Raw genomic sequence first — 22,225 nt, 5'->3', positions numbered from 1 at the left:
ACGAAGAAATGCGTAAAAACCTGGAGGAATCAATAAATTACCTACAAGCTTTAGCTCTTGTCCCAAATATAAAAATGATCACTTTGCCCACTATCCCCAACGGATAGACTTTCTCTAACTCACTGTCGTACCTGGAGTTTTCTGTCTATCAGGATCTTTATAAAAATTACAGCCAAGCCGATCGAAAATCATGTTGATTTCTTATCAGGTGCTCAGGAGGGTTGAAAGATTGAGCGTAGCTTGAAGCGTTTTCGTGCGCTTTAGGTCGTATACCATTTTGGTAAATCTGATTTTGGCGCTGACAAACCCATAAGCGATGTAGGTACATTGAGCACATACCCGGGTTCTGAAGTTGATAAAAAATCGAAAGGCACTAGGGCTAGAAGGGGCAGTTTGATTTATATCAAAAAAAGAAAAGGGGGCAGTGCCCCCTTTTTTAAATCAGATCCGCCCTTTAATGGAGCGGATTAGCAGAACCATTAAAGGTTGCTGATTTCCTCAAGTTGCTGTTGCAGACGCTCGTGAGCACCTTTCATTTCTGCAAGCTTGTCCTTCTCCTTGGCAACAACGGCCTCAGGGGCTTTGTCCACAAACTTGGGATTGTTGAGTTTGCCTTCAACCCGTGCGAGTTCTTTGGAAAGTTTATCAATCTCTTTTTGTAGACGGGCACTCTCGGCTTTAACGTCGATCAGGCCGGCCATGGGTACCAGCAATTCCATATCGCCTACCAGGGCAGTGGCGGAGGCTGGTGCAGCTTCTCCACTTTCCAGCCAGGTGATTTCTTCGAGGCTCGCCAGTTTGATCAGCAGGCTGCGGGCTTGCTCCAGCAGTTCTTTGTCTCGGCTAGAACCGCCGCGCAGGATCAGTGGGATTTTCTTCGCTGGGGAAATATTCATTTCACCGCGAATATTACGCACGCCTTCAATAACCTGCTTCAACCAGGCAACGGCCGCTTCCGCTTTTTCGTCGATCTTGCTGTTATCTGCTTCCGGGTACTGCTGCAGCATAATGGTGTCACCGTTGGAACCGGCGAGGGTTTTTACACGCTGCCAGATTTCTTCAGTGATAAACGGCATCAGTGGGTGGGCCAGACGCAAAATGGTTTCCAGTACGCGGATCAGGGTGCGGCGGGTGCCTTTCTTCACTGCGTCGGAGGCGTTGTCGTCCCACAGTACCGGCTTGGACAGCTCCAGGTACCAGCTGCAGTACTCGCTCCAGATAAAGTCGTACAGGGCCTGGGAGGCGAGGTCGAAGCGGTAGGTATCCATGGCTTCGCGTACGGTGATTTCGGTGCGCTGCAGCTGGGAAATAATCCAGCGGTCGGCGATGGTCAGTTCAAAATCCGTGCTGCCGTCCTGTCCACAATCGTGCTCTTCGCAGTTTTGCAGTACGTAGCGGGAGGCATTCCAGATCTTGTTACAGAAATTGCGGAAGCCTTCGATACGGCCCACATCAAACTTGATGTCGCGGCCGGTGGATGCCAGTGAGTAGTAGGTGTAGCGCAGGGCATCGGTACCAAAAGCAGAGAAACCTTCGGGGAAGTCTTTGCGAGTTTGCTTTTCGATCTTTTCGCGCAGGTGCGGTTGCATCAGACCAGAGGTGCGCTTCTCTACCAGGGTCTCCAGGTCGATACCGTCGATCAAGTCGATAGGATCGATCACGTTGCCCTTGGATTTGGACATCTTCTGGCCGTGGTTGTCGCGCACCAGGCCGTGTACGTACACGGTGTTAAACGGTACTTCTTTCTTGAAGTAGAGGGTCAGCATCATCATGCGCGCGACCCAGAAGAAAATAATATCGAAGCCGGTAACCAGTACGGAGCTGGGGTGGAAGGCTTTCAGTTCTTCGGTATCTTCTGGCCAGCCCAGGGTGCCGAAGGTCCACAGGCCGGAGGAGAACCAGGTGTCGAGTACGTCGTCGTCCTGGCGCAGGCTGATGTCGGCACCCAGGTTGTGCTTCTCGCGCACTTCTTCTTCGCTGCGGCCAACATAGACATTGCCTTCGTTGTCGTACCAGGCGGGGATGCGGTGGCCCCACCACAGCTGGCGGGAAATACACCAGTCCTGGATATCGCGCATCCAGGAGAAGTACATGTTTTCGTAGTTCTTCGGTACGAACTCAACGCGGCCATCTTCAACGGCGGCGATGGCTTCATCGGCCAGGGGCTGGGTTTTTACGTACCATTGATCGGTGAGCCAGGGCTCGATCACGGCGCCGGAGCGGTCTCCGTGAGGTACCTTAAGGGTGTGGGGCTCTACTTTTTCCAGCAGGCCGAGGGCGTCCAGGTCGTCGACAATCTGGGTGCGCGCGGCAAAGCGCTCCATGCCCCGGTATTTTTCCGGCACTGCGTCGTTCAGGTGGGCGTCGGCATCGAGGATGTTAATCATCTCGAGGTTGTGGCGCTGGCCCATTTCGTAGTCGTTGAAGTCGTGGGCTGGGGTGATTTTCACACAGCCGGTGCCGAATTCACGATCGACGTATTCGTCGGCAATAATCGGGATTTCGCGATCCGCCAGGGGCAACTTGATGGTCTTGCCGATCAGGTGCTGGTAGCGCTCGTCTTCCGGGTGTACGGCTATGGCGGTATCGCCGAGCATGGTTTCCGGGCGGGTAGTGGCAACCACCAAGTGACCGGAGCCATCGGAAAGCGGGTAGCGGAAGTGCCACAGGTGACCCTGCTTCTCTTCGTTTAGTACTTCCAGGTCTGAGATCGCAGTGTGGAATTTCGGGTCCCAGTTCACCAGGCGCTTGCCGCGATAAATCAGTCCGTCTTCATACAGTTTGATAAAGACTTCCTGCACTGCTTTGTAGAAGCCGTCGTCCATGGTGAAGCGTTCGCGGGACCAGTCGGGGCTGGCGCCCAGGCGGCGCAGCTGGCGGGTAATGGTGCCGCCGGACTCTTCCTTCCACTCCCAGACCTTCTCAATAAACTTGTCGCGGCCCAGGTCGTGGCGGGATACGCCTTCGGCGCCCAGCAGGCGCTCTACCACCATCTGGGTGGCGATACCGGCATGGTCGGTGCCCACTTGCCACAGGGTGTTGTCTCCCTGCATGCGGTGGTAGCGAATCAGGGCGTCCATGATGGACTCCTGGAAACCGTGGCCCATATGCAGGCTGCCGGTGACGTTCGGCGGCGGGATCATAATGCTGTAGGGCTTGGCCTCAGTATCCCCGGAAGGCTTGAAGTAGCCGTTCTCCTCCCAGGTTTTGTACCACTGCTGTTCGATGGCGTTGGGCTGGTATGTTTTGTCCATGCGGGCGGGAAACCTTGTGTTTAACTGACTGCGTGCACAGCGTTTTGGCTCAGGATAGTCTGGTGCTTGCTCGGGCTGCGCGGAAAAGGCGGCAATTATACCGCCGGGGTCTGGTGGGAAAAAGGCGGTATTTGAGCTTAGGGAGTTATTCAGAGGCTCCCTTAGGCCGTCTCTTAATCCCAAACGCCGAGCTCGTCGACCACGTGTTCTATTTGGGCGCGCAGGCGGCGCTCCAGTTTGGGCAGTTGCTGGGCGACGAGTTGTTCGATCAATTCCTGGCGCTGGCGCTCTTTGGCGGAGGGCTCAGGGTCTGCGGCCGGATCTTCTTCGGCGGCTTGGGCCTCAGTGCTTGGAAGTTCAGCTTCTTCCTTTACTTCAGGGGCCGGGGCCACTGTTGCTGGGGCTTCTGTTTCCGGGGGCACTGGGGCTTCGGTTACTTGGGTATTTTCTTCAACTGGCAGGGGCCGTCCACCGGTGAGGCGGGAGCGAATATGATTTGGCAGGAACGGGTTTTCCGCTCGGGGCTCCGGCTGCGGTTCGGGCTCTCTCTCCGGTTCGGCCTCTGGGATATTTTCAGCTTTGGTTTCCCGGGAATTCTGCTCTAAGTGTGTTTCAACCGGTTTATCTTCAACGGGCTTTTCTTCGATTTGCCCGGTATCTGTGGATGCCTGAGGCTCCTCATCCTCTACAGCCAGCTCTTGAAGCGGGCGCAAAAGAGCGAGGTCAGACTCCGCCAGCGACAGGGATTGCTGGGCCAGCATCTCTTCTTCAACCGGTGAAAATAAAATCGGCAAGTCGATATCTTCCAGTGAGGTATCGATATCTTCGAATTCACTGGTAGCCGGTGTCCCACTGGGTTTTGGTATGTCGGCAATAGTGGGAAGAGTGGGGGGCTCAGGGGTTACAGGATTACCCTGCTTGGCCACCTGGCTGAGCACGGGGATTTCTTCATTGTTCTCGTCGGTGACAAGCAAGTTGTGCAGTGAATTAAGTTCATCCAGAAATTCACTGGGCTGCTTGCGCTGCTGTCCGCGTTGCTTGTGTTTGTTTTTCTTGCCGGACATGACTCTCGGACGTAGTTAGAGGCTCTAATTGATCTTATGGGATTGTAACGGATATCCGCGATCGCGGAAGTGACCAAATCGCAATCGGGACCGTTTTAATGGTTCCGGTTGTTGGATCACAACTTCTGCCAAGCGTTCAAAGCGGCTAAACCACTTGGGTACTTTGGAGCAGAGATTGATCAGTAAGCCGTGGTGATCTGCGGGGTCTTCTCCGCTATTAATTTCTATTTGCGCCTGTTGGTTTTCAGTTTGCGGGGCGTGGGGCAGAAAACTGTCCTCGCGAAATGTCCACAGCAGTTGATCCATCTGCTCCGCCCGTTGCGCGTCGTCCACCGCGATTAATACCCGCATACCCGCGCGGAAGGCTTTCTCAGCCAGGCGGCAGGCAAAAACATCGGCGTGTTCCGGTTGGTCGGAAGAGAGAATATAGAAATCAATGCGAGTCATTACAGATACTGGTCAAATAATCCCGGCCATATTGATACGCTGCCAAAAACAAAAGCGGCCCATTAATCAATGGACCGCCCGGCGCGCCGGGCACCGATGGTGCCGGCGGCTATTGTGCGCTTTGGCTACTTATTTGCCCAGTAGATATTCAACCAGTAGAGGAACCGGACGGCCGGTTGCACCTTTCTGTGCGCCGGACTTCCAGGCACTACCGGCAATATCCATATGTGCCCACTTGTAGTCTTTGGCAAAACGCGCCAGGAAGCAGGCAGCGGTTACTGAACCGGCTTCGCGTCCACCGATGTTTTGGATATCGGCAAAATTGGAATCCAGGGAGGACTGGTACTCGTCCCACAGTGGCATTTGCCATGCGCGGTCGCCAGTAGTTTCGCCAGCCTGGAGAAGGCTCTTGGCCAGTTCTTCGTTATTAGCGTAGAGACCGGTGGCGTGGTGGCCCAGGGCAATAACACAGGCACCGGTGAGGGTGGCGATATCAATCACTGCGCTGGGCTTGAACTTGGCTGCGTAGGTGATCGTATCGCACAGAACCAGGCGGCCTTCGGCATCGGTGTTGAGGATTTCGATGGTTTTGCCGGACATGGAAGTCACAACATCACCGGGCTTGCTGGCGCGGCCGCTGGGCATATTTTCAGCAGCGGCAACCAGGCCTACTACGTTGATAGAAGGCTGCAGTTCAACCAGGGCGTTCATTACGCCGAAGACACTAGCGGCACCGCCCATGTCGTATTTCATTTCGTCCATAGCCTGGCCCGGCTTGATGCTGATGCCGCCGCTATCGAAGGTGATGCCTTTACCGACCAATACCACAGGTTTTTCGCTGGCCTTGCCACCTTTGTAGTTCATGGCAATCAGTGCGGGGGGTTCGTCGCTGCCTTTGGAGACGCTGAGGAAAGCACCCATGCCCAGGGCTTTCATTTTCTTTTCGTCCAACACGCTGGTGGTAAGCTTTGCGTGTTTTTTAGCCAGTGCCTTCGCCTGGGCAACCAGGTAATTGGGGGTACAGATATTGCCTGGGAGATCCCCCAAATCACGGGCGACATTGCTGCCCAGTGCTTGAGCGGCACCCACTTCCATGCCGCCTTGAATAGCTTTCAGCTGCTTTTTCTCTGGGGCGTGGATGGTGAATTTCGCCAGGGGCAGGGGCTTTGCATCAGTGCGGGACAGGGTGTAGCGATAGCTTGCCAGGCCGGCAGCCATGGCGATTTGCTGTGCTTTCCAGCGATTATCGGCACCTTCAACCTCTACCTCGCAGAGGTAGCTCGCTGCCTCTTTAAAGTTCTTTACTCCATTGGCACTGCTGGATGCCAGCTTGCGGAATTCCGCCTGGCTGATGGTGCCTTTACCGGTGCGCACGACCAGAACGCGCTCGCTGGGAACGTCGATAAGATTGATCAGCTGGGTGCTGCCGGATTTGGCCCCCAAGTCCCCGCGCTTGAGGATTTTTGCGATCATTCCCCCAGTCAATTTATCCAGGCTTTTGCCACTTTCGCTGAGGTTATTTTTGGCATCTGCTGAAATAATTGAGCAGGCGCTGCGTTGTTTACTGATATCTGCAACCTTGGCGGAGAACTGCATTTTTCGCTTTCCTTAAAATCTGACAATAGATTGCATGCCTCAGGGCCGAGACATAGCAAGAATTTTTAGTGATAATGCGTCGCACAAGTTTAACCCGCCTGTCTATGGATTGCTGTACCCGGTGGGAAACTTACTCATTATTGATTCAGATGCCGTCACACCGCTGTCACCAAGGAATTTGTTCGCCCTGTGATTATTTTTCGCTATCTCTGCCGCGAGCTGCTGTTTGCCACGCTAGCGGTCAGCGCAATTTTGCTGTTAATTGTGATGAGCGGCCGATTCGTGAAATACCTGGCGGAGGCTGCCGCCGGTGATATTTCAGCGAATATCCTGTTCTCCCTGATGGGGTTCCGCTTGCCGGGATTCCTGGAACTGGTTCTACCGCTGGGTCTGTTTGTGGGGATTCTCCTCGCTTATGGCCGCCTCTATATAGAAAGCGAAATGACGGTTCTGCACGCCTGCGGCTTTAGTGATTGGCGTTTGCTGGGCTACACCATGATTCCAGCACTGATGCTGGCGCTGGTGGTGGCGTCCATGAGCCTGTATTTCTCTCCAGCCGGTATGGCGCGTTCCACCAGCCTGTTAAATGCAGAAAAGGCCCGCAACGAATTTGATCATTTGGTGCCAAAGAAATTTGTTTCCTCTCAAGGCGGTCGCGCGGTTTATTACGCCGATGCGTTGAGCGAGGACAAGTCCACCATGTTGGGGGTGTTCCTGGCAGAACTGGGTGGTGCGGAAGAGGAAACCGAGGCAGACCAGCAGATTGTTATCCGCGCTCGTGAAGGTGTGCAGGAGATCGACCCAAAGACAGGGTTGCGCTATTTGGTGTTGCGCGATGGTTATCGCTATGAGGGTGTGCCCGGTGAGCGGGAATACCGTCAAATGAAATTTGCCAGCTATTCTGTGATTCTTGAGGTGCCCCGCGAACGAAGCCGCCAGCAAGACCAGATGGAATCGGCTTCAACCCTGGATCTGCTTGAAGGCGATGACCCGCAGCAGAGGGCCTATCTCTATTGGCGCTTCAGCCTTCCCGTATTGGTGTTGGTGGTTGCAGTGCTGGCGGTGCCACTATCCCGTACCAATCCTCGTCAGGGGCGCTTTGCGAAGATGATCCCGGCCATTTTGTTGTATATCACCTACCTGGTAATCCTGCAGGGCGTTAGAGGGGCGATTGAGGACGGCAAGATTTCCAACCCGGCAATGATTTGGCTGGTACACCCACCGTTCCTACTGCTCGGCTTGCTGTTGTTAGCGGGAAGAAATTGGCGCAAGGCGCCGCCCAAGCGTTTGCCCGAGAGTGTGAAGGAGTCGCCAGGTGAGTAAGCTCGATCTCTATATCGCCCGTACGGTTGTGGTTGCCGTGGGTGGCGCATTAATGATTATTCTTGGTCTTACCGTGGTCTTTGCGCTGGTGGACCAGTTGGGAGAGTTGAAGAATGAGTACGGCTTTGTCGATGCCCTGAAGTATGTGGGTTGGACTTTGCCCGCACGCATTTATGAGCAACTGGGTTTTTCCGCCTTGGTTGGCTGCTTGGTAGGGCTGGGTTCATTGGCAGGTACCAGTGAGCTGACTGTTATTCGTGCTGCCGGGGTCTCAATTGGTCGAATCACCTGGGCGGTGATGAAACCCATCATGCTGTTGATTTTGTTGGGCTTGGCCTTGGCTGAGTTTGTTATTCCCAAAACCAATGTGATTGCGGAGAGTGATAAAGCCAGAGCTTTGGGTGAGCTGGAGGCCAGCGGCTTGGAAAGTGGCCTGTGGCTGAAAGACAGCGGTGAGTTTGTTCACTTCAACGCGGCACTGCCGGATGGAGAGCTCTACGGTGTAACCCGATATCACTTTGGTGCAGGCCGGGAACTGGAGCGGGTAGAATTTGCTGAACGCGGTCATTTTGATGGTAAGCGCTGGGAGCTTGAGAATAGCCGCACGACTCTCTTCACCGGTGAGCATACCGAGAGTGAGGTATTGCCTACGACTGAATGGAAGGCGGAGATTTCGCCAGAGTTATTTGCTTTGGTGGTGCCTTTGCCAGCGGATCTGTCGCCGCGCAATCTGTGGGCTTACGGTAAGTTCCTCGATCGCAAGGGCGAGGATTCCAGTCGCTACTGGTTACAGTTCTGGAAAAAAGTATTGCAGCCACTCACTATCGCGAGTCTGGTGATGGTGGCTATCTCCTTTATTTTTGGCCCTCTGCGGGAGGTAACCACCGGACTGCGTGTGTTTACCGGATTGGTGGTTGGCCTGGTGTTCCAGTTTGTCCAGGATATGCTGGGGCCATCTTCCCTGGTATTTGGTTTCCCGCCTTTCTTCGCGGTGTTACTACCGATATTGCTGTGCTTTGGCGCGGGATGGTATCTACTGCAGCGGGCCCGTTAGGGCCCCTGGCCTTCTACTTTTTAGACTTCTTGGGAAGTACGCGCACCTCGGACTCGGAGATAAGGTCATGCCACGTGGCCTTGTCGGATCTGGCCCAGGCAGAGAAGTAACCGAGTCCCAAACAAGCAATAGATAGCGGCGCTACGATGGCGCGAAGGATACACTGGCACCAAGTGAGCTGGGCTCCGTTTGGGCTCGCCAGCAGCAGACGCCAGGCGCGCATCCCCACAGTTTGACCCGCAGCCCTCCAGGACCAGAAGAAATACCCTACGATAACCGCTAGAGCGCCCAGCTGGAAGAATGGTCCGCTGACACAGGGGTTGTAGTCATTTACCTCGGGCTGGCAGTTGAGACCCACCACGGTAGAGGCAACCATCAGCGCGATAAAGCCGTAAACCACCAGTAGGCCCATCAGTATCAGCAGGTCGTAGAGCAGTGCGGCCAGGCGCGGACCCACCCCGGCAACAGGGAGTTCAGGAAAGGATTTGGGGGTGTTCGAGCTACTCACGCTTATCTCCGCTGATTTTTAGTGGCGGAGATTCTAACAAACCTGTAAACGGGGAAGGAGAGGTAGCGCGCCTGAGTTCAGGGGCTTCCTAAAACTCCAGCTCAAAAGAGAACTTGAATTTGTCGTCGGACAGAGAAATGCCGTAGTCCACCGAGCTGCCGATCTTGCCCTCGTTGTTGGTGTACCTGAGCAAGCCTGTACGTGCGGCACGGGAGTTTTGTGCTTTATAAGTCTCAAGGCCCATTCGCAGGATTTTGGATAGGGCTTTGCCGCCTTTCAGGGGCTTAAACTTGTCTGGATTGGTGTGCATCTGCAGCCACTGGTAATTCAGGCGTCGCTGTACGTTGCTCATACTATTGGTGCGCAAGTACTCGGCGGCCTGGACCAGGGCTTCGTTATCCATTGCAAATGCGCTGTCGGAAAAAAACAGGCTACCGGATTCCATATTCAGGGTTTCATGGGAATCGGGGATAAACAATTCATCGGCAGAACAGACACAGCACGCGGGCAGGAGAAATAGGCCAACGGTCTTTGGCACTAGTTGATTGGCGCTGAATCGGAAACTGCAGAGTAGCATTCTGTTTACCCCTGGGTGTCAACTTCTCATTTCGATGGCCGCAAGCGGTCGTTGAATTTATTATGGGTCACCCTTAACAAAGCATTTTTTTGGATAAATTAGGCGGCTGATGCAACTCCACTTACTGGACAGTCCGAAAAAGTCAGCTCTTTCCTTGGAGGCCGCATGAAATGGATACTTTTTCATTTTTGTCCAAGTGGTCGGGAGCGTGAGCAGGAGCCCGCCAATGTTTTTTTATTATTGTTTTGGTATTTCTGTGCCAGCGCTGATGAAAAAATTGTCTTGAATAGCTCCTCTTTCCACCGGATCGGGGCTTAGGTGCCAGGAAAGAGTTCCAAAATGCGCTACCGCTAAATTCTTCCACAAATAATCAGTGAAGATGGGGTTGGTTGTGTATTGGCCCTGGGTTCGTGAACCGCTTCTACGGCAAAGCCGTTGTCGCGAAATAGCTGGACCCAACTTTCCAGGGTGCGGAAATACCAGGGAGCGGCCTCTTCAAAATCTCCCTCAATACCTTCCCAAGATCCCGGGCGCCATCCATCTTGATAGGGCTCATTACCGCAGGCTTGATGGGGGTGAAGAGTTTGGATGACAAAATACCCACCGGGCAGCATTAACTCGCGTGCATGGCTGAATAGTTGCTCGACAGATTCCTTTCCGATGAGAGAGAAGTTGCACACGATAAGTTCAAACTGTTGTTCCAGTTTTTCGGCGCAAATTTCTTCGTATTGCAATCGCCGGTAGGACTCATTGGCGCCTGCTCGAGCGCTGGCAATATCCACTAAATCTTTAACGCCATCGACACCACAGACTCGAATACCTTGCTCCGCCAGTTTTCTACTGAGCCAGCCTTCACCGCAACCGATATCTAAAATGCTTGCAGGTTGGTACGCCATGATTGTGCTGACAATGGCGGCATCAGTGACCAGTCGGCGGCTGGGAATGGCGGCATTGTCTACTACTTTAGTCCACTCATGAGCATTCTTATGCCAGCAGGTGAGTACCTGATCATCACTGAATTCGGAATTGGGCATGCTTGGGTGACCTCCAGCCTGTCATTATTCACAGCTTGAGTGTACCGTCAGTGGACCATCCAGCTACAAAGGTGCTGAGGTCCCATGTCCACTCAAATGATTTTTGATTATGTGATCGTAGGTGCCGGCTCCGCCGGTTGTGTTTTAGCAAATCGGCTCAGTGCCGAAGAGCAGAATCGAGTTTGTCTTCTGGAGGCGGGTCCTAAAGATCGGAGCCCCCTGATCTCCATCCCTGTGGGTATTGGCGAGTTACTGCCGGGTACTCGCTATAACCTACACCACCATACCACGCCACAAAAGCACCTGAATGACAGGAAACTGTTTTGGCCGAGGGGCAGGACCCTCGGGGGTAGTAGCTCTATAAATGCCATGGTTTATATCCGTGGCAATAGCGATGACTACGATGCCTGGGAAGCGGAGGGTAATCCCGGTTGGGGTTGGAAGGGTTTGTTGCCTTACTTTTTAATGTCGGAAGGCAATGAACGGGGTACTGATGCGCACCACAGTGGCTACGGCCCTCTGTCGGTCTCGGATTTAAAGTGGAAAACCCGATCGGGCCATGCTTTTTTACGCGCAGCTGAGTCCCTGGGACACCGGCCGAATAATGATTTCAATGGCAGCCAGCAAAATGGCGTGGGTTTTTACCAAGTAACCCAACGGCGCGGACGCCGCTGCTCTGCCGCTACAGCTTATCTGCACCCAGTTTCTAGCCGTTCTAACCTACATGTTCGTACCAATAGTCAGGTGGCGAGGATTATTCTCAGGGGAGAGAAAGCGACCGGCGTCGAATTGCTTGATGGCACTAAAATCCTGGCGAACAAGGAAGTGATTTTAAGTGCCGGTGCTATCCAGTCGCCACAGATATTGTTGCTATCCGGTATTGGGGATCAGGACCAATTGCGTAAATCTGGAGTGACTTCGCAAGCGCATCTTCCCGGTGTCGGAAAAAACCTGCAGGACCACCTGGATATCATACAAGTAGTGGAAGCCTCTGAAGCAGTTAGCTTTTCCGAGGCACTATGGCCGAAGCTCCTCACCGCAATGCGCCTGCCAGAACTGATCTTTTTAAATAAAGGGCCCTTAACCAGCAATGTGGCCGAGGCGGGGGGCTTTGCCAGTTCCAGTCTGGCGGGGGGTAACCCGGATATTCAGTTCCACATGACGGCAGTCCCGACTTTCCAACATGGGTTTAATAAGCGCACCTGCTACGGTTACTCCCTTCACGCCTGTGCCCTGAGGCCTAAGAGTCGCGGTGAGATCACTCTGGACTCCACCGATCCACGTAAACTGCCCAGAATTGAACCCAACTACCTGAGTGAGCCCGAGGATCTGCAGGTAATGGTGGAGGCATTTGAAATGGCACAGGATATCCTCGCCCAGGAGGAACTGAGTCGCTACAAGAAAAAGTCCTTGCGTCCAGAGCAGAAGTTGAGTGATAGAGAGTCAATCATCCACTATATTCGCCAGCATGCAGAATCCATCTACCATCCGATAGGTACCTGTCGAATGGGGAGTGATGAATTGGCTGTAGTGGACAGCGAGCTAAAAGTACACGGTGTGGATGGACTGAGGGTTGTGGACGCCTCCATAATGCCCACCCTGATCAGTGGCAATACCAATGCGCCTGTGATCGCTATTGCGGAGAAGGCGGCAGATTTGATTATGCAGCGGTCTTCGCGCTCGTTTGTAAAAGAGAATAGACACACTCAGGAAGTTGAATGATTTGGCAATGCCCGCTCTGTGCTGCCCCCTTAACTTTAGGAAAAGATACTTGGCACTGTACCAATCGACATAGTTTTGATCGCGCGCGTGAGGGCTACGTCAATTTGTTGCCCGTTTATCGCAAGCGCCGCAAAGATCCCGGTGACTCTTCGGAGATGCTTCACGCGCGGCGGCGCTTTCTTCACGCCGGCTACTATCGGCCCCTGGTTGATAGTATCTCGGCGCTCTTGCCCTACAAGCCCGGCCGCCGTTTACTGGATATCGGTTGCGGTGAGGGGTATTACCTGCGAGAGCTTGAGTCCGCTGGCTGGCATGGCCACGGCCTTTCCGGTATCGACATTTCAAAATCCGGCGTGCGTATGGCGGCCAAGCGCGACAGTGGCGCTCAGTTTGTGGTTGCCAGCAATGTAAATTTGCCGGTGGTCTCGGAGTCGGTGGATAACCTGCTGAAGATCTTTGCCCCAGCCCCCGATCATGAAATGGAGCGGGTGATTAAAGTCGGTGGTCATCTGGTAGATGTATCCCCTGGCCCCGATCACTTGTGGACACTAAAGAACTACCTCTATAAAGAGCCGCGTAAACATCCCGCACCCAAAGTGATTGAGAAATTGACGCCGGAAGTCGATATGCGCTGCTCTTTCCCGTTTGTATTGAAGGGCAAGCAGGCCATTTCAGATTTCCTTGCTATGACGCCTTTTGCCTGGAAGGGCAACCGTGAAGAACGGCAGAAACTCGAAGAGCGCGACAGCCTGGAGCTGGAGGCGGACTTTGTTATTCGTCGTTTTATTAAACATAAATAACAGGCATTTGCTAGGTAGAGGTAATAGAGCAGCGTTATGGCGACTCCCAGAGACTTTGGATTTATGCGGCGAGCCCTGGAGCTTGCACAACTCGCTGCTGAGCGTGGTGAAGTACCGGTGGGTGCAGTTTTGGTCCAGGATGGAAAAATTATAGGGGAGGGCAGTAATCGCCCGATTGGGAATTGTGACCCCAGTGCCCATGCGGAAATCGTAGCCCTGCGGCAAGCGGCAGATAAACAACAAAACTACCGCCTGCCAAACACCACTTTATATGTGACGATTGAGCCCTGTACTATGTGCTTTGGCGCAATGGTACATGCGCGGGTAGGGCGGTTGGTATACGGCGCTACCGAACCCCGGGCCGGTGTTGTTGAGAGCCAGCTGGAATTGGCACAGGCCAACTTTTTCAATCACAAGATTACGGTGGAGTCGGGAGTCATGGCGGAAGAGGCAAGCAATTTAGTGCGCGAGTTCTTTCATGATCGACGCTGATCTGGCATTTGCTTTCGTGGTGAATTCAATAGTTGTCGCCACCGTCGTCCTGATTCACCACGAAGTATTGAGTGCCCTTGCCAGGATTGGCCGCTGGATTCCGATCAAGCATAACCTGGCGATTGTCCTGGGGGTGTTTGGCGCTTTGATCGCCCACGTGGCTGAAATATGGCTGTTTGCCTACTGCTACTACTTTATGGTGAATTCGCCTTATTTTGGTACTTTGGTGGGCAACTTTAATGGCAGCCTGTTGGACTGCGCCTATTTCTCATTCACCACTTATACCTCACTGGGTTTCGGTGATATCGAGCCCCTGGGGCATCTGCGTTTTACTGCTGGCCTTGAAGCCCTTACGGGACTGGTGATGATTACCTGGACCGCTTCTTTTATGTTTTTAAAAATGCAGCGTTATTGGGAGAATTGATCATAGGGTTCTTAAGATTTAATTCGCGCCGTACGCCCTGTGCGCTGTGTGGGTTTTTCTGCTGGATAGAACTCTTTTGAGTGGAGCCTTAAATAAAAGTGCCTGCCCACACTGCGCCAAAGTTTTCCGAAAGGGTGCAGCCAATAGAGCCACCGGGCGACTTTCGTGCGGTGGATATTGGATTTAACAATGTTGGAGATGTGTTCGTTTTCCCACAGAAGGTGGGGCTCAACGCCATATAGTTTTAGGTCAAATTGCCAGAAGTGATCGAATACCTTGTCGATGGGTTCGAAAATACGGCTGGCATATTTTAAGACTTTCTCCATACCGCGCCGGTTAATCAGATATCCCTGTGCTCCACACCACCCCCGCTCTGGTCGCACTAACTGATGAACACCATCATTCAAGGTTTGCACGACTTTTCGCTTGCGGACCTTAAGTCCCATCAGTCGAATCATCTCGATATTTTCAGGGAGTTGCTCTAACTCCGCTAAGACGCGGCCAAATGAGGATTCTAGCTGTACATCATCTTCCAGAATACAGACCCGGTCCAAGCCGGAGCGGTATGCCCGGCGAATTGCTCTCAAATGGGCGAGATAGCACCCAATTTCGGAGCTCTTGAGTTCGCACAAGTGGCGCCACCGGGTGACGTTACTCGCGATATGCTCACCTTCTTCCAGTTCTGGGGTGCCTGAGCGCCCATCAATCCCCTCAATCGTGTTGATATGCAGTCGCTGCATTTTCCCGGCGCTGAGTAACAGGTCAACGTCATCACTGTTTGGTTGCAGAGTGATAATCCAACAGGGGGTATTGGCGATATAGGGTCGCTGACGGCGGCCGCGCGGGGTAATTGGGCGTCTGGAGCTTAAAGGGAGGCGGCGACGTTGTCTTGTTGGTGGGGAAAGCGGGTGCCGCTTGGGCTTGTGGCTGGTAGCAGCCAGCAGTCCAGGCAAAAATTCCTGAGCTACCACAGTTGCTAGAATGACAGGGCTTTTCCACCAAGAGGCGCCGAAGAAGAGCCGGGCACCACAGGAGCCTCCTGGACGCTTGGAGGTCAGGGCTGAAACACCTGTAGTTATACCGTCTGCAGACGGTATAGAAGCGTCATGGGCCATTAACTCCCCTGATCTTATGGTCCTAAGTTAAGTTGCTACGATTGAAGGTTAAGGTTTGACCTGCCAGTCCGAAAAGGATGAGGGAACTTAGTACTGGGGTGGAAGGAAAGAATACACCGTACTTGAGACACGCTGTGAATACATCCCTGTAAGCTCCTAATCGGCATCCATGCCTCATAGGGTCCCAAGTGCGGTGTATTCTTTCCTTCTCCCTTTTTAGTAATTGTGAGAGGTGTCTTGTAGAGGTGCCAAGGTGGAGTTGGTTCAATAGGGACTGTGGATGAACTCAGGCTTTATAAAAATGGCGTTGATCCTGGGGCTTTTGAGCTCTGTTGGTCCTATGGCCATTGATATGTATCTGCCTGCATTACCTGCGATGACAAAGGCCCTCGACACCTCAACCCAGGTCGCGTCCTATACGCTGATGGCCTATTTTATTGCGTTCGGGGTGTGTCAGATTTTTTATGGCCCCGCTTCCGATATGTTTGGCCGCAAACCGCCGCTCTATTTTGGTTTGCTGGTTTTTACTTTCGCATCTATTTGTTGTGCCCTGGCAACCACTATCGAGTGGTTGATTGCCTTTCGCTTCCTACAAGGGGTGGGTGCCGCTTCGGTAATGTCGATTCCCCGAGCAATAATTCGAGATTCTTATACGGGTACTCAAGCAACTCGCCTTCTTACGACAGCAATTCTTGTCCTTTCAATTTCTCCTATGTTGGCGCCATTAATTGGTAGTCTGCTATTAATTTCGTTTGGTTGGCGCAGCATATTTTGGGGGATATCCATTGCTACTTTTTTAAGTCTGATACTTGCTCTTACGAGCCTTCGCGAAACCTTACCAATGAATAAGCGCATACCATTTAAAATAGGTGCGCTGCTTGAGTCTTATTCGATATTGCTACGTGACCCCATCTATATAGGGCTTACTTGTATAGGAGGGTTTGGCTTCGCCAGTGTACTTGCTTTTTTTGCGGCAGCTTCATTCTTATATACGAATTACTACGGATTGACCCCAACCGAATTTAGCCTAGCTTTTGCTCTGAATGCGCTTAGTTTCTTCCTGTCGAGTCAATTTTCGGCAAATTTCGGTGCCCGTTTAGGGATGGTGAAGCTGGTGAAGTGGGGTGTAGTTGGATTTGTAATAAGCTCGGTGACTATGTATTTAGTGATAGAGGCCGGTTTTGATCATCTCGTACTACTGATATGCATGCTTATCGTATGCAATATGTTTCTCGGCTTGGTTCTTCCGACAGCATTTATTCTTTCCATGGAAAGACATGGGCCTATAGCGGGAACGGCTTCTGCCCTGGCTGGTACTATGCAGTTGTCAATCGGGGCTGTAGCTATCCTGGTAACCAGTTTGGTTTTTAATGGAACACCAGAATCACTTGCTGGGGTAATTGCGGTGTGTGGAATTTTGGCCTTTGTGGTTTCCTGGTTGATTTTGCGTAATGTAGTCAGCATCACAGCAGACTAGAGCGATTGAGTAATACCAAAATAAATTAGGGAGCCTCTGAATAACTCCGTGTCGGCATTTCACTCAGCATCGTTCGAGTGATGCTGAGTGAACTCTGGAGTGCTTATTATCAGTAGGCACCAGCACTGTAGATCAGCTCATAGCTGTGGCTGTAAATTTCCAGAATGTTGCCAAAAGGATCTTCCATATAAATCATGCGATAAGGCTTTTCACCGGGGTAGTAATAACGAGGCTCCGGCATACGTTTTTTACCACCGGCCGCCACAATCTTATCCGCCAGTTCTTCCAGGTTAGGGTCTTGCACGCAGAAGTGAAAGATACCGGTTTTCCAGTATTCAAAATTATCTTCTGGATTTTCCTGATTTTTAAACTGGAATAGCTCTACGCCAATCCTGTCCCCTGTCGACAAGTGAGCAATACGGAAACTACCCCAGTTTGGGCCAAATACGTCGGTGCACATTTCACCGATAGCGCTTTTGTCCTCAGTGATATCTGTAGGCTTCATAATCAGGTACCAACCAAGTACCTCTGTGTAAAACTTCACAGCCTCTTCAAGGTTCGGCACTGAAATACCGATATGAGAAAAGGTTCTCGGGTATGCGCTACTCATAGCTGTCTCCTTTGTTGAATGCGGTTAAGTTACAGCCTCTAATTCATTACGTATAATTATCATTTGTAATATTTTTAAGTAGCATTCGTAATGATAAATCCAGTGTGGTTAAGAAGCTTCTGTACCTTAGCTGAAGAGGGGCACTTTACTCGTACGGCGGATCGCTTACATATGACTCAGTCTGGGGTCAGCCAGCATATACGCAAGTTAGAGGAGCACTTAGGTGTCGCTCTGTTAGTCAGGCAGGGTAAACACTTCACGCTTACGGATGCTGGTGATCGGCTCTATCGGGAAGGGCAGGGGATTATTCAGAAGCTTTCCAGTCTGGGGCAAATTGTTGGTGAAGATCCTCCCCATCATGGGGATGTACGAGTAATGTGCCCCGGGAGCGTGGGGCTGAAGCTCTACCCCAAGTTATTGTCCCTGCAGAAGATCCACCAGGGTTTATCGATTAGCTGCCGTTTTGCACCCAACCTGGATGTGGAGAAGGCTATTGCGGAAAACGGCGCTGATATCGGATTAATGACCAGCCCGCCACAAGCAGAGGAGATTGACAGTCGGCCGATCGCCAGTGAAAGGTTATTGCTAGTGACGCCGGCTAAAGTGAAAACCCCCGACTGGGAGTCGCTTTTAGCGCTGGGGTACATAGGCCATCCAGACGGTATACACCATGCGAGTCTATTATTGGGAGCGAACTTCCCACAATTTAGAAGTCTTGAAGCTTTTCAACAAAAAGGGTTTTCCAATCAGATCAGCTTAATACTGGAGCCCGTTAGTATGGGATTGGGTTTCACAGTTTTACCCGCCTATGCGGTAAGTGCATTTCGAAAGCCGAAATTGATTAAGGCACATAGCCTTGAAAAACCCGTTAGTGAGACACTGTATTTGGCGCTTAGGCGCACCCAACTTGTACCCGCCAGAGTCAGGTTTATTATTGGTGAAATGGAGAAATGGCTTTAATCGGGCTCCTAAGTATCAAAAAGCTGAACTGTTTTGAAAAAAATACCGGGCTATTTCGCTTCCTGTTATTTTTGGCTCTATCACAATTTTCTCTTGTGGGAATAGTTAAAGCCGAGAGTGTTAAGGATGAGCAAGATAAGATACTGATGTTGTTGGCTTATTCTATAGTATTCCAAGACTGGGTCAGACCTACTGATAAAAATAAAAGAGGCCATAATATTGGTGCGGTTTTATTTGATAATGATGCCAAGAAAATAGTCGGGGCCCAACTAAATTCAGTTTTGCGTTGCGATGACAAAACTCAACACGCTGAAGTGCGTTTAATGCAGCAGTGTCTATCAGAGAAATGTCTCGGAGAAAAAAGCCAATATTTGACCAAGGCCAATGTTAGGATCTACACATCTTTAGAGCCCTGTATGATGTGTAGCGGAATGATGATTTTTTTGGGCGTTTCAGGTGTTGTATACGGGCAAACTGATCCAGACTATGGTCAAAGTATCGAACGACTTAAGCAAAGCTTTGACAAAAATTGTGGCTATGAACATTCTCAGTGTATCGTAGATAAACCGGGAAATTATTACACTCGCCGTATAACTTCAGAACCATCGAAGCTTTTACAAAAAGAGAAGCTGGATGGGGCTTACTTTAATTATGAATTACTACATGGAGACTATATTGTTAGCTTCCTATTGAGTGACGATGCTAAAGAAATTTATCAGGAAGCTTTTCGGAACTTCAAAAACCTGGATATTAGGCATAAGGAAAATCGGTCTATATATCGCCAAGCACTTTCAACCCTAAAGCAGCTGGAAAATGGTGAACTGCAGCTGGATTACTGTCCATCCTGGCAGTCGCACCATCACCATCACTAACTATTCGACTATTGGTTTAGTGCTTTTCGAGCATGTTCTGTGAGGTTGATAGTGATCTCTTTAATCAATTTCGATTTTAAATTCCAAACATGCCAGTAAAGAGGAATCTTCAAATACTGGTCTTCAGCGAGTTTCACCAGCTTTCCGCTTTTTAGCAGGCTCGCGATCTGAATATCTGGCGCCATTCCCCAACCCAGCCCCAGAGTTAAGAAACTGAGGAAGCTCTTTGAAGAGGGAATTTCATGAGATGGGTACTGACCAGTCTCCACTCCCCAAAACTGTTTAAGGTAACGACTCTGCAATTGATCCTTATAGTTGAACTCCACTGTGGGAGCGTAGTGGAGCTCTTCAACTTTAATCGGGTCTGAAAAAAACCTCTTCTTAAAAGCCTTAGTGCATACCGGGTAATAGGCCATGTGACCGAGCAGTACCGATTGGCAGCCCTGGAGGTTACTGGTTGTTGAACTGATACAGCCAATGACTTCACCATTCTTCAGCAGTTCATGGGTAGCGTCCTGATCGTCGACCTTTAGATCCACGAGCAACTGCTGGGATCGAATCAATGGTGTGATGGCAGCCAGGAACCAGGTATCCAAGCTATCTGCATTCAGTGCGATCCGAACCTTATTCTGGTTGGTATAGCGACTCTTGCCCCCCTCTGGATCGATATCAGTGAGAAGCTCTTGCTGTAACAAGTGCATTTGCTGGTAGTACCCCAACACTTTGAGGCCAGCTTCAGTGGGTCGCAAAGGGTTGGAGCGTATCAATAGGGCTTGGCCAACCTGGCTTTCTAAGGCTTTGATTCGTTGGGAAATCGCAGACTGGCTGACATGGAGTAGGGCGGCAGCCTTGTCAAAACTGCGCTCCTCTACGACAAAGGCAAAGGCTTGGAGTTGCTTTAGGTCTAGCATAAGAATTTCTTATGAGGGATCAGTATAATTAAATTTACTTATTCTAGTTGGACTCTTAATCTCGCGCCACTATTCAGGCCCGCAGCCCTGCGGGCACTTCCAAATTAGAGAATGAAGCACAGGAGGCATCGTGTTTTCAGGGTTGTTGCTGGCGCCGCTCGCAAAAGGTTTTTTGACTACCATCAGTTTGATTATGGCGATCGGAGCGCAGAATGCGTTTCTGCTGACGCAGAGTATCCGTCGACAATATCAGTTTAGTATCGCGGCTTTATGCGTACTGATGGATATTGCATTGATTACAGGTGGTGTGTTCCTGGTTGCAAATCTCGCACAAGCGGGTGGCGACTGGATGATCTGGCTGACCTGGCTCGGTGCTGCTTTCCTGTTCTCCTACGGTGCCATGGCTTTCCGTTCGGCTTTCACCAACAAAGGTCTTGGAGAGCAAAAAGAGTGGATGAAATCCCGCCGCTCTGCCTTGATTACCGCGGTAGCCTTAACCCTGCTTAATCCACACGCGTATGTGGACACGGTTGTACTGATTGGCTCAGTAGGGGCGCAGTATGCTGGCAATGGAACCTGGTTTTTTGTGCTGGGGGCATGTAGTGCATCCCTGTTATGGTTCACTCTTCTTTCAGTGGGTGGCAGCATGATGCAGCCGCTATTTAAGAACCCCAGAACCTGGCAGGTACTCGATGTACTGGTGGGCATTATGATGTGGACTATTGCAATCAGCTTGTTGTGGGCGCAGTAGACACTCAATAATGGCTGCTAAAACTAGCCGTAGACTAATAAGTCTACGGCTAGTTTCAATTCCTGGCCCCTTACTTATCCCGATAGTTTTCCACACTAACTCCCCGTTAACATTTCCCCTGACCTGTTTAACCCGCCGTTTCGATCACTCAAAAAGCGCCCAAATTGCATACAGGGCCTCTCCAGCAACCAATAAATGGCTGTCGCCAGAGCAAAGCTAAGTAGTGTTACTGCCACAAGAAACGTGGATAGAGAAATACTTGTAAATCCTTGTCCCCAAGGTTGGCTTATGGCCCAGCTGCCGAGAAAGACAATGATTAAATGAAACAGGTAAATGGAATAACTGATAGTCCCCAGAGCAGCTAAATGTCGAATTGGCTTTGGTGGAAGTAATACAAAAACAAGGAAGATAGCTAAAGCGATGAAATGAGATGATACAAAGCGGAGGGGAGTTTCACTGATCGACCTACCTAATAGGTGCATGGCCATAACGAGTATTGGTATCGAGAAAGTCGAAGCCAAGCCCCAAAGCATATAACGATAACCGCGCCTTGTTTCGTAGCAATACCTGAGTAGGGTTCCGCAGAACATAACTGCGATAGCAAAGGGGAGGTAAGTAGTGGTGGCGGGAAGCTGGGAGATTGGAGTGGATGATTGCCCTAAAAGTTGCATGCTGACAAATACCGATAGTGCCCCCCAGCACACTAAGAGTAGATATCTGGGATTCCCTAGTAGTCGAAGGGTGCACATCAGTGCGCAGAGACAGTAAAAAAGCAGTTCTGCAGTGAGAGTCCAATATAGAATCTGAACACTTTCAAACCCCATTAGGCCTTGCAGCATTGTGGTATTGGCAAGAATAGTAGATGCAGAGAATGTTCGGTCAGTGAGCAACCATGTAAGTCCGATAATTGCACTCAGAGATAACCAGTAAGAGGGATACAAGCGGAAGAAGCGGCGGATAGCAAAGCTCTTGAGAGTACGGTTAGATACAAGAAGACTATGGGGAATGACAAAGCCGGATATTAGGAAAAAGCAAAGTACACCTATCCGGCCAAAATCCAGTTGACTGATAAATTCAGCCAGTGCCGAGCCGTGCTGGGTGATGGATGGGTTGCGGAAAAATACTTCACTACTGTGTTGCCAGACAACCAAAGTTGCAGCAAGCCCCCGTAGTACATCGAGATTAAGAAGGCGTGTGTTCATTGCTAACGACCTATATCCATGGTCAGTCCAAG

At 51.2% G+C, this 22,225-nt stretch carries 22 protein-coding genes; 11 read left to right on the top strand and 11 right to left on the bottom strand.

The window, feature by feature from the left end; genetic code table 11:
• Window positions 1–479 precede the first annotated feature (479 nt).
• From ACJJIW_RS01495 to ACJJIW_RS01480, 4 genes are all read right to left on the bottom strand, one after another.
• Complete coding sequence (locus ACJJIW_RS01495; RefSeq protein WP_444936529.1) at window positions 480–3,254, bottom strand: valine--tRNA ligase; 2,775 nt, start codon at window positions 3,252–3,254, stop codon at window positions 480–482.
• A gap of 173 nt (window positions 3,255–3,427) precedes the next feature.
• Window positions 3,428–4,318 (bottom strand): hypothetical protein, encoded by an 891-nt coding sequence (locus tag ACJJIW_RS01490; protein ID WP_444936528.1) that lies wholly within the window; start codon window positions 4,316–4,318, stop codon window positions 3,428–3,430.
• A gap of 24 nt (window positions 4,319–4,342) precedes the next feature.
• Window positions 4,343–4,765: a DNA polymerase III subunit chi gene (locus ACJJIW_RS01485; protein ID WP_444919233.1), complete on the bottom strand. Its 423-nt coding sequence runs from the start codon at window positions 4,763–4,765 to the stop codon at window positions 4,343–4,345.
• A 129-nt stretch (window positions 4,766–4,894) separates the two neighbouring features.
• Window positions 4,895–6,361, bottom strand: a complete 1,467-nt coding sequence (locus tag ACJJIW_RS01480) for a leucyl aminopeptidase (RefSeq protein ID WP_282933986.1) — start codon at window positions 6,359–6,361, stop codon at window positions 4,895–4,897.
• A gap of 189 nt (window positions 6,362–6,550) precedes the next feature.
• Here ACJJIW_RS01480 and lptF point away from each other — a divergent pair, with 189 nt between their 5' ends.
• Both lptF and lptG read left to right on the top strand, forming a co-directional pair.
• Window positions 6,551–7,684 carry an LPS export ABC transporter permease LptF gene (gene lptF, locus ACJJIW_RS01475; RefSeq protein ID WP_444936527.1) on the top strand — a complete coding sequence of 378 codons (1,134 nt, stop codon included), beginning with the start codon at window positions 6,551–6,553 and terminating at the stop codon, window positions 7,682–7,684.
• On the top strand, window positions 7,677–8,738 hold the full coding sequence (lptG, locus tag ACJJIW_RS01470) for an LPS export ABC transporter permease LptG (RefSeq protein WP_282933984.1): 1,062 nt from the start codon (window positions 7,677–7,679) through the stop codon (window positions 8,736–8,738). The genes lptF and lptG overlap by 8 nt, the downstream gene beginning before the upstream one ends.
• 13 nt (window positions 8,739–8,751) lie before the next feature.
• Here the strand turns inward: lptG and ACJJIW_RS01465 are convergent, their stop codons facing one another.
• Together ACJJIW_RS01465 and ACJJIW_RS01460 are read right to left on the bottom strand one after the other, a co-directional pair.
• Complete coding sequence (locus ACJJIW_RS01465; RefSeq protein ID WP_444936526.1) at window positions 8,752–9,246, bottom strand: RDD family protein; 495 nt, start codon at window positions 9,244–9,246, stop codon at window positions 8,752–8,754.
• 88 nt (window positions 9,247–9,334) lie between these two features.
• Window positions 9,335–9,823, bottom strand: coding sequence for a hypothetical protein (locus ACJJIW_RS01460; protein ID WP_282933982.1), 489 nt, complete (start codon window positions 9,821–9,823; stop codon window positions 9,335–9,337).
• Window positions 9,824–9,988: 165 nt separating this feature from the next.
• On the opposite strand from ACJJIW_RS01460, the gene ACJJIW_RS01455 reads away from it, so the two are divergent.
• Window positions 9,989–10,141, top strand: a complete 153-nt coding sequence (locus ACJJIW_RS01455) for a hypothetical protein (RefSeq protein ID WP_444936525.1) — start codon at window positions 9,989–9,991, stop codon at window positions 10,139–10,141.
• Between the two features lie 32 nt (window positions 10,142–10,173).
• On the opposite strand, the gene ACJJIW_RS01450 is transcribed toward ACJJIW_RS01455, so the two are convergent.
• Window positions 10,174–10,857, bottom strand: a complete 684-nt coding sequence (locus ACJJIW_RS01450) for a class I SAM-dependent methyltransferase (protein WP_444936524.1) — start codon at window positions 10,855–10,857, stop codon at window positions 10,174–10,176.
• 84 nt (window positions 10,858–10,941) lie between these two features.
• On the opposite strand from ACJJIW_RS01450, the gene ACJJIW_RS01445 reads away from it, so the two are divergent.
• The 4 genes from ACJJIW_RS01445 to ACJJIW_RS01430 are packed head-to-tail and all read left to right on the top strand — an operon-like array spanning window position 10,942 to window position 14,295.
• Entirely contained in the window at window positions 10,942–12,579 is a 1,638-nt protein-coding gene (locus tag ACJJIW_RS01445; protein WP_444936523.1) for a GMC family oxidoreductase, read from the top strand.
• Window positions 12,576–13,379: a putative RNA methyltransferase gene (locus ACJJIW_RS01440; protein WP_444892963.1), complete on the top strand. Its 804-nt coding sequence runs from the start codon at window positions 12,576–12,578 to the stop codon at window positions 13,377–13,379. The genes ACJJIW_RS01445 and ACJJIW_RS01440 overlap by 4 nt, the downstream gene beginning before the upstream one ends.
• A 36-nt stretch (window positions 13,380–13,415) precedes the next feature.
• Window positions 13,416–13,871: a tRNA adenosine(34) deaminase TadA gene (gene tadA / locus ACJJIW_RS01435; RefSeq protein WP_413664653.1), complete on the top strand. Its 456-nt coding sequence runs from the start codon at window positions 13,416–13,418 to the stop codon at window positions 13,869–13,871.
• The gene (locus tag ACJJIW_RS01430; protein WP_192879377.1) at window positions 13,858–14,295 is read left to right on the top strand and encodes an ion channel; all 438 of its coding nucleotides are present in this window, start codon (window positions 13,858–13,860) and stop codon (window positions 14,293–14,295) included. Before tadA ends, ACJJIW_RS01430 begins: the two co-directional genes overlap by 14 nt.
• 11 nt (window positions 14,296–14,306) lie before the next feature.
• Here ACJJIW_RS01430 and ACJJIW_RS01425 read toward each other — a convergent pair whose 3' ends face one another.
• A complete protein-coding gene (locus ACJJIW_RS01425; RefSeq protein WP_444936522.1) occupies window positions 14,307–15,410 on the bottom strand; it encodes a glycosyltransferase family 25 protein in 1,104 nt (367 codons plus the stop codon).
• A 280-nt stretch (window positions 15,411–15,690) separates the two neighbouring features.
• Here ACJJIW_RS01425 and ACJJIW_RS01420 point away from each other — a divergent pair, with 280 nt between their 5' ends.
• Window positions 15,691–16,887 carry a multidrug effflux MFS transporter gene (locus ACJJIW_RS01420; RefSeq protein ID WP_444936521.1) on the top strand — a complete coding sequence of 399 codons (1,197 nt, stop codon included), beginning with the start codon at window positions 15,691–15,693 and terminating at the stop codon, window positions 16,885–16,887.
• A 109-nt stretch (window positions 16,888–16,996) separates the two neighbouring features.
• Here ACJJIW_RS01420 and ACJJIW_RS01415 read toward each other — a convergent pair whose 3' ends face one another.
• Window positions 16,997–17,497, bottom strand: a complete 501-nt coding sequence (locus ACJJIW_RS01415; RefSeq protein WP_444936520.1) for a lactoylglutathione lyase family protein — start codon at window positions 17,495–17,497, stop codon at window positions 16,997–16,999.
• 90 nt (window positions 17,498–17,587) lie between these two features.
• On the opposite strand from ACJJIW_RS01415, the gene ACJJIW_RS01410 reads away from it, so the two are divergent.
• On the top strand, window positions 17,588–18,457 hold the full coding sequence (locus ACJJIW_RS01410) for a LysR family transcriptional regulator (protein ID WP_444936519.1): 870 nt from the start codon (window positions 17,588–17,590) through the stop codon (window positions 18,455–18,457).
• Window positions 18,448–19,329 carry a nucleoside deaminase gene (locus ACJJIW_RS01405; RefSeq protein WP_444936518.1) on the top strand — a complete coding sequence of 294 codons (882 nt, stop codon included), beginning with the start codon at window positions 18,448–18,450 and terminating at the stop codon, window positions 19,327–19,329. The genes ACJJIW_RS01410 and ACJJIW_RS01405 overlap by 10 nt, the downstream gene beginning before the upstream one ends.
• A gap of 8 nt (window positions 19,330–19,337) precedes the next feature.
• Here the strand turns inward: ACJJIW_RS01405 and ACJJIW_RS01400 are convergent, their stop codons facing one another.
• Window positions 19,338–20,240, bottom strand: a complete 903-nt coding sequence (locus tag ACJJIW_RS01400) for a LysR family transcriptional regulator ArgP (protein WP_444936517.1) — start codon at window positions 20,238–20,240, stop codon at window positions 19,338–19,340.
• Window positions 20,241–20,370: 130 nt separating this feature from the next.
• Between ACJJIW_RS01400 and ACJJIW_RS01395 the strand changes: the two genes are divergently transcribed.
• Entirely contained in the window at window positions 20,371–20,991 is a 621-nt protein-coding gene (locus ACJJIW_RS01395) for a LysE/ArgO family amino acid transporter (RefSeq protein WP_444936516.1), read from the top strand.
• Window positions 20,992–21,086: 95 nt separating this feature from the next.
• Here the strand turns inward: ACJJIW_RS01395 and ACJJIW_RS01390 are convergent, their stop codons facing one another.
• Complete coding sequence (locus ACJJIW_RS01390; protein WP_444936515.1) at window positions 21,087–22,193, bottom strand: acyltransferase family protein; 1,107 nt, start codon at window positions 22,191–22,193, stop codon at window positions 21,087–21,089.
• Between the last annotated feature and the right edge of the window lie 32 nt (window positions 22,194–22,225).

The sequence above is a fragment of the Microbulbifer maximicatervae (SeqCode) genome (assembly GCF_052467815.1).
The sequence above is the reverse complement of the archived record's forward strand: the minus strand, read 5'-3'. Positions and strand labels throughout refer to the sequence as shown.

Excerpts from the sequence above, each read along its gene's own strand:
- ACJJIW_RS01495 (WP_444936529.1), bottom strand. The coding sequence starts at position 3,254 with ATGGACAAAACATACCAGCCCAACGCCATCGAACAGCAGTGGTACAAA.
- ACJJIW_RS01490 (WP_444936528.1), bottom strand. The coding sequence starts at position 4,318 with ATGTCCGGCAAGAAAAACAAACACAAGCAACGCGGACAGCAGCGCAAG.
- ACJJIW_RS01485 (WP_444919233.1), bottom strand. The coding sequence starts at position 4,765 with ATGACTCGCATTGATTTCTATATTCTCTCTTCCGACCAACCGGAACAC.
- ACJJIW_RS01480 (WP_282933986.1), bottom strand. The coding sequence starts at position 6,361 with ATGCAGTTCTCCGCCAAGGTTGCAGATATCAGTAAACAACGCAGCGCC.
- ACJJIW_RS01460 (WP_282933982.1), bottom strand. The coding sequence starts at position 9,823 with ATGCTACTCTGCAGTTTCCGATTCAGCGCCAATCAACTAGTGCCAAAG.
- ACJJIW_RS01455 (WP_444936525.1), top strand. The coding sequence starts at position 9,989 with ATGAAATGGATACTTTTTCATTTTTGTCCAAGTGGTCGGGAGCGTGAG.
- ACJJIW_RS01450 (WP_444936524.1), bottom strand. The coding sequence starts at position 10,857 with ATGCCCAATTCCGAATTCAGTGATGATCAGGTACTCACCTGCTGGCAT.
- ACJJIW_RS01445 (WP_444936523.1), top strand. The coding sequence starts at position 10,942 with ATGTCCACTCAAATGATTTTTGATTATGTGATCGTAGGTGCCGGCTCC.
- ACJJIW_RS01440 (WP_444892963.1), top strand. The coding sequence starts at position 12,576 with ATGATTTGGCAATGCCCGCTCTGTGCTGCCCCCTTAACTTTAGGAAAA.
- tadA (WP_413664653.1), top strand. The coding sequence starts at position 13,416 with ATGGCGACTCCCAGAGACTTTGGATTTATGCGGCGAGCCCTGGAGCTT.
- ACJJIW_RS01430 (WP_192879377.1), top strand. The coding sequence starts at position 13,858 with ATGATCGACGCTGATCTGGCATTTGCTTTCGTGGTGAATTCAATAGTT.
- ACJJIW_RS01425 (WP_444936522.1), bottom strand. The coding sequence starts at position 15,410 with ATGGCCCATGACGCTTCTATACCGTCTGCAGACGGTATAACTACAGGT.
- ACJJIW_RS01420 (WP_444936521.1), top strand. The coding sequence starts at position 15,691 with ATGAACTCAGGCTTTATAAAAATGGCGTTGATCCTGGGGCTTTTGAGC.
- ACJJIW_RS01415 (WP_444936520.1), bottom strand. The coding sequence starts at position 17,497 with ATGAGTAGCGCATACCCGAGAACCTTTTCTCATATCGGTATTTCAGTG.
- ACJJIW_RS01410 (WP_444936519.1), top strand. The coding sequence starts at position 17,588 with ATGATAAATCCAGTGTGGTTAAGAAGCTTCTGTACCTTAGCTGAAGAG.
- ACJJIW_RS01405 (WP_444936518.1), top strand. The coding sequence starts at position 18,448 with ATGGCTTTAATCGGGCTCCTAAGTATCAAAAAGCTGAACTGTTTTGAA.
- ACJJIW_RS01400 (WP_444936517.1), bottom strand. The coding sequence starts at position 20,240 with ATGCTAGACCTAAAGCAACTCCAAGCCTTTGCCTTTGTCGTAGAGGAG.
- ACJJIW_RS01390 (WP_444936515.1), bottom strand. The coding sequence starts at position 22,193 with ATGAACACACGCCTTCTTAATCTCGATGTACTACGGGGGCTTGCTGCA.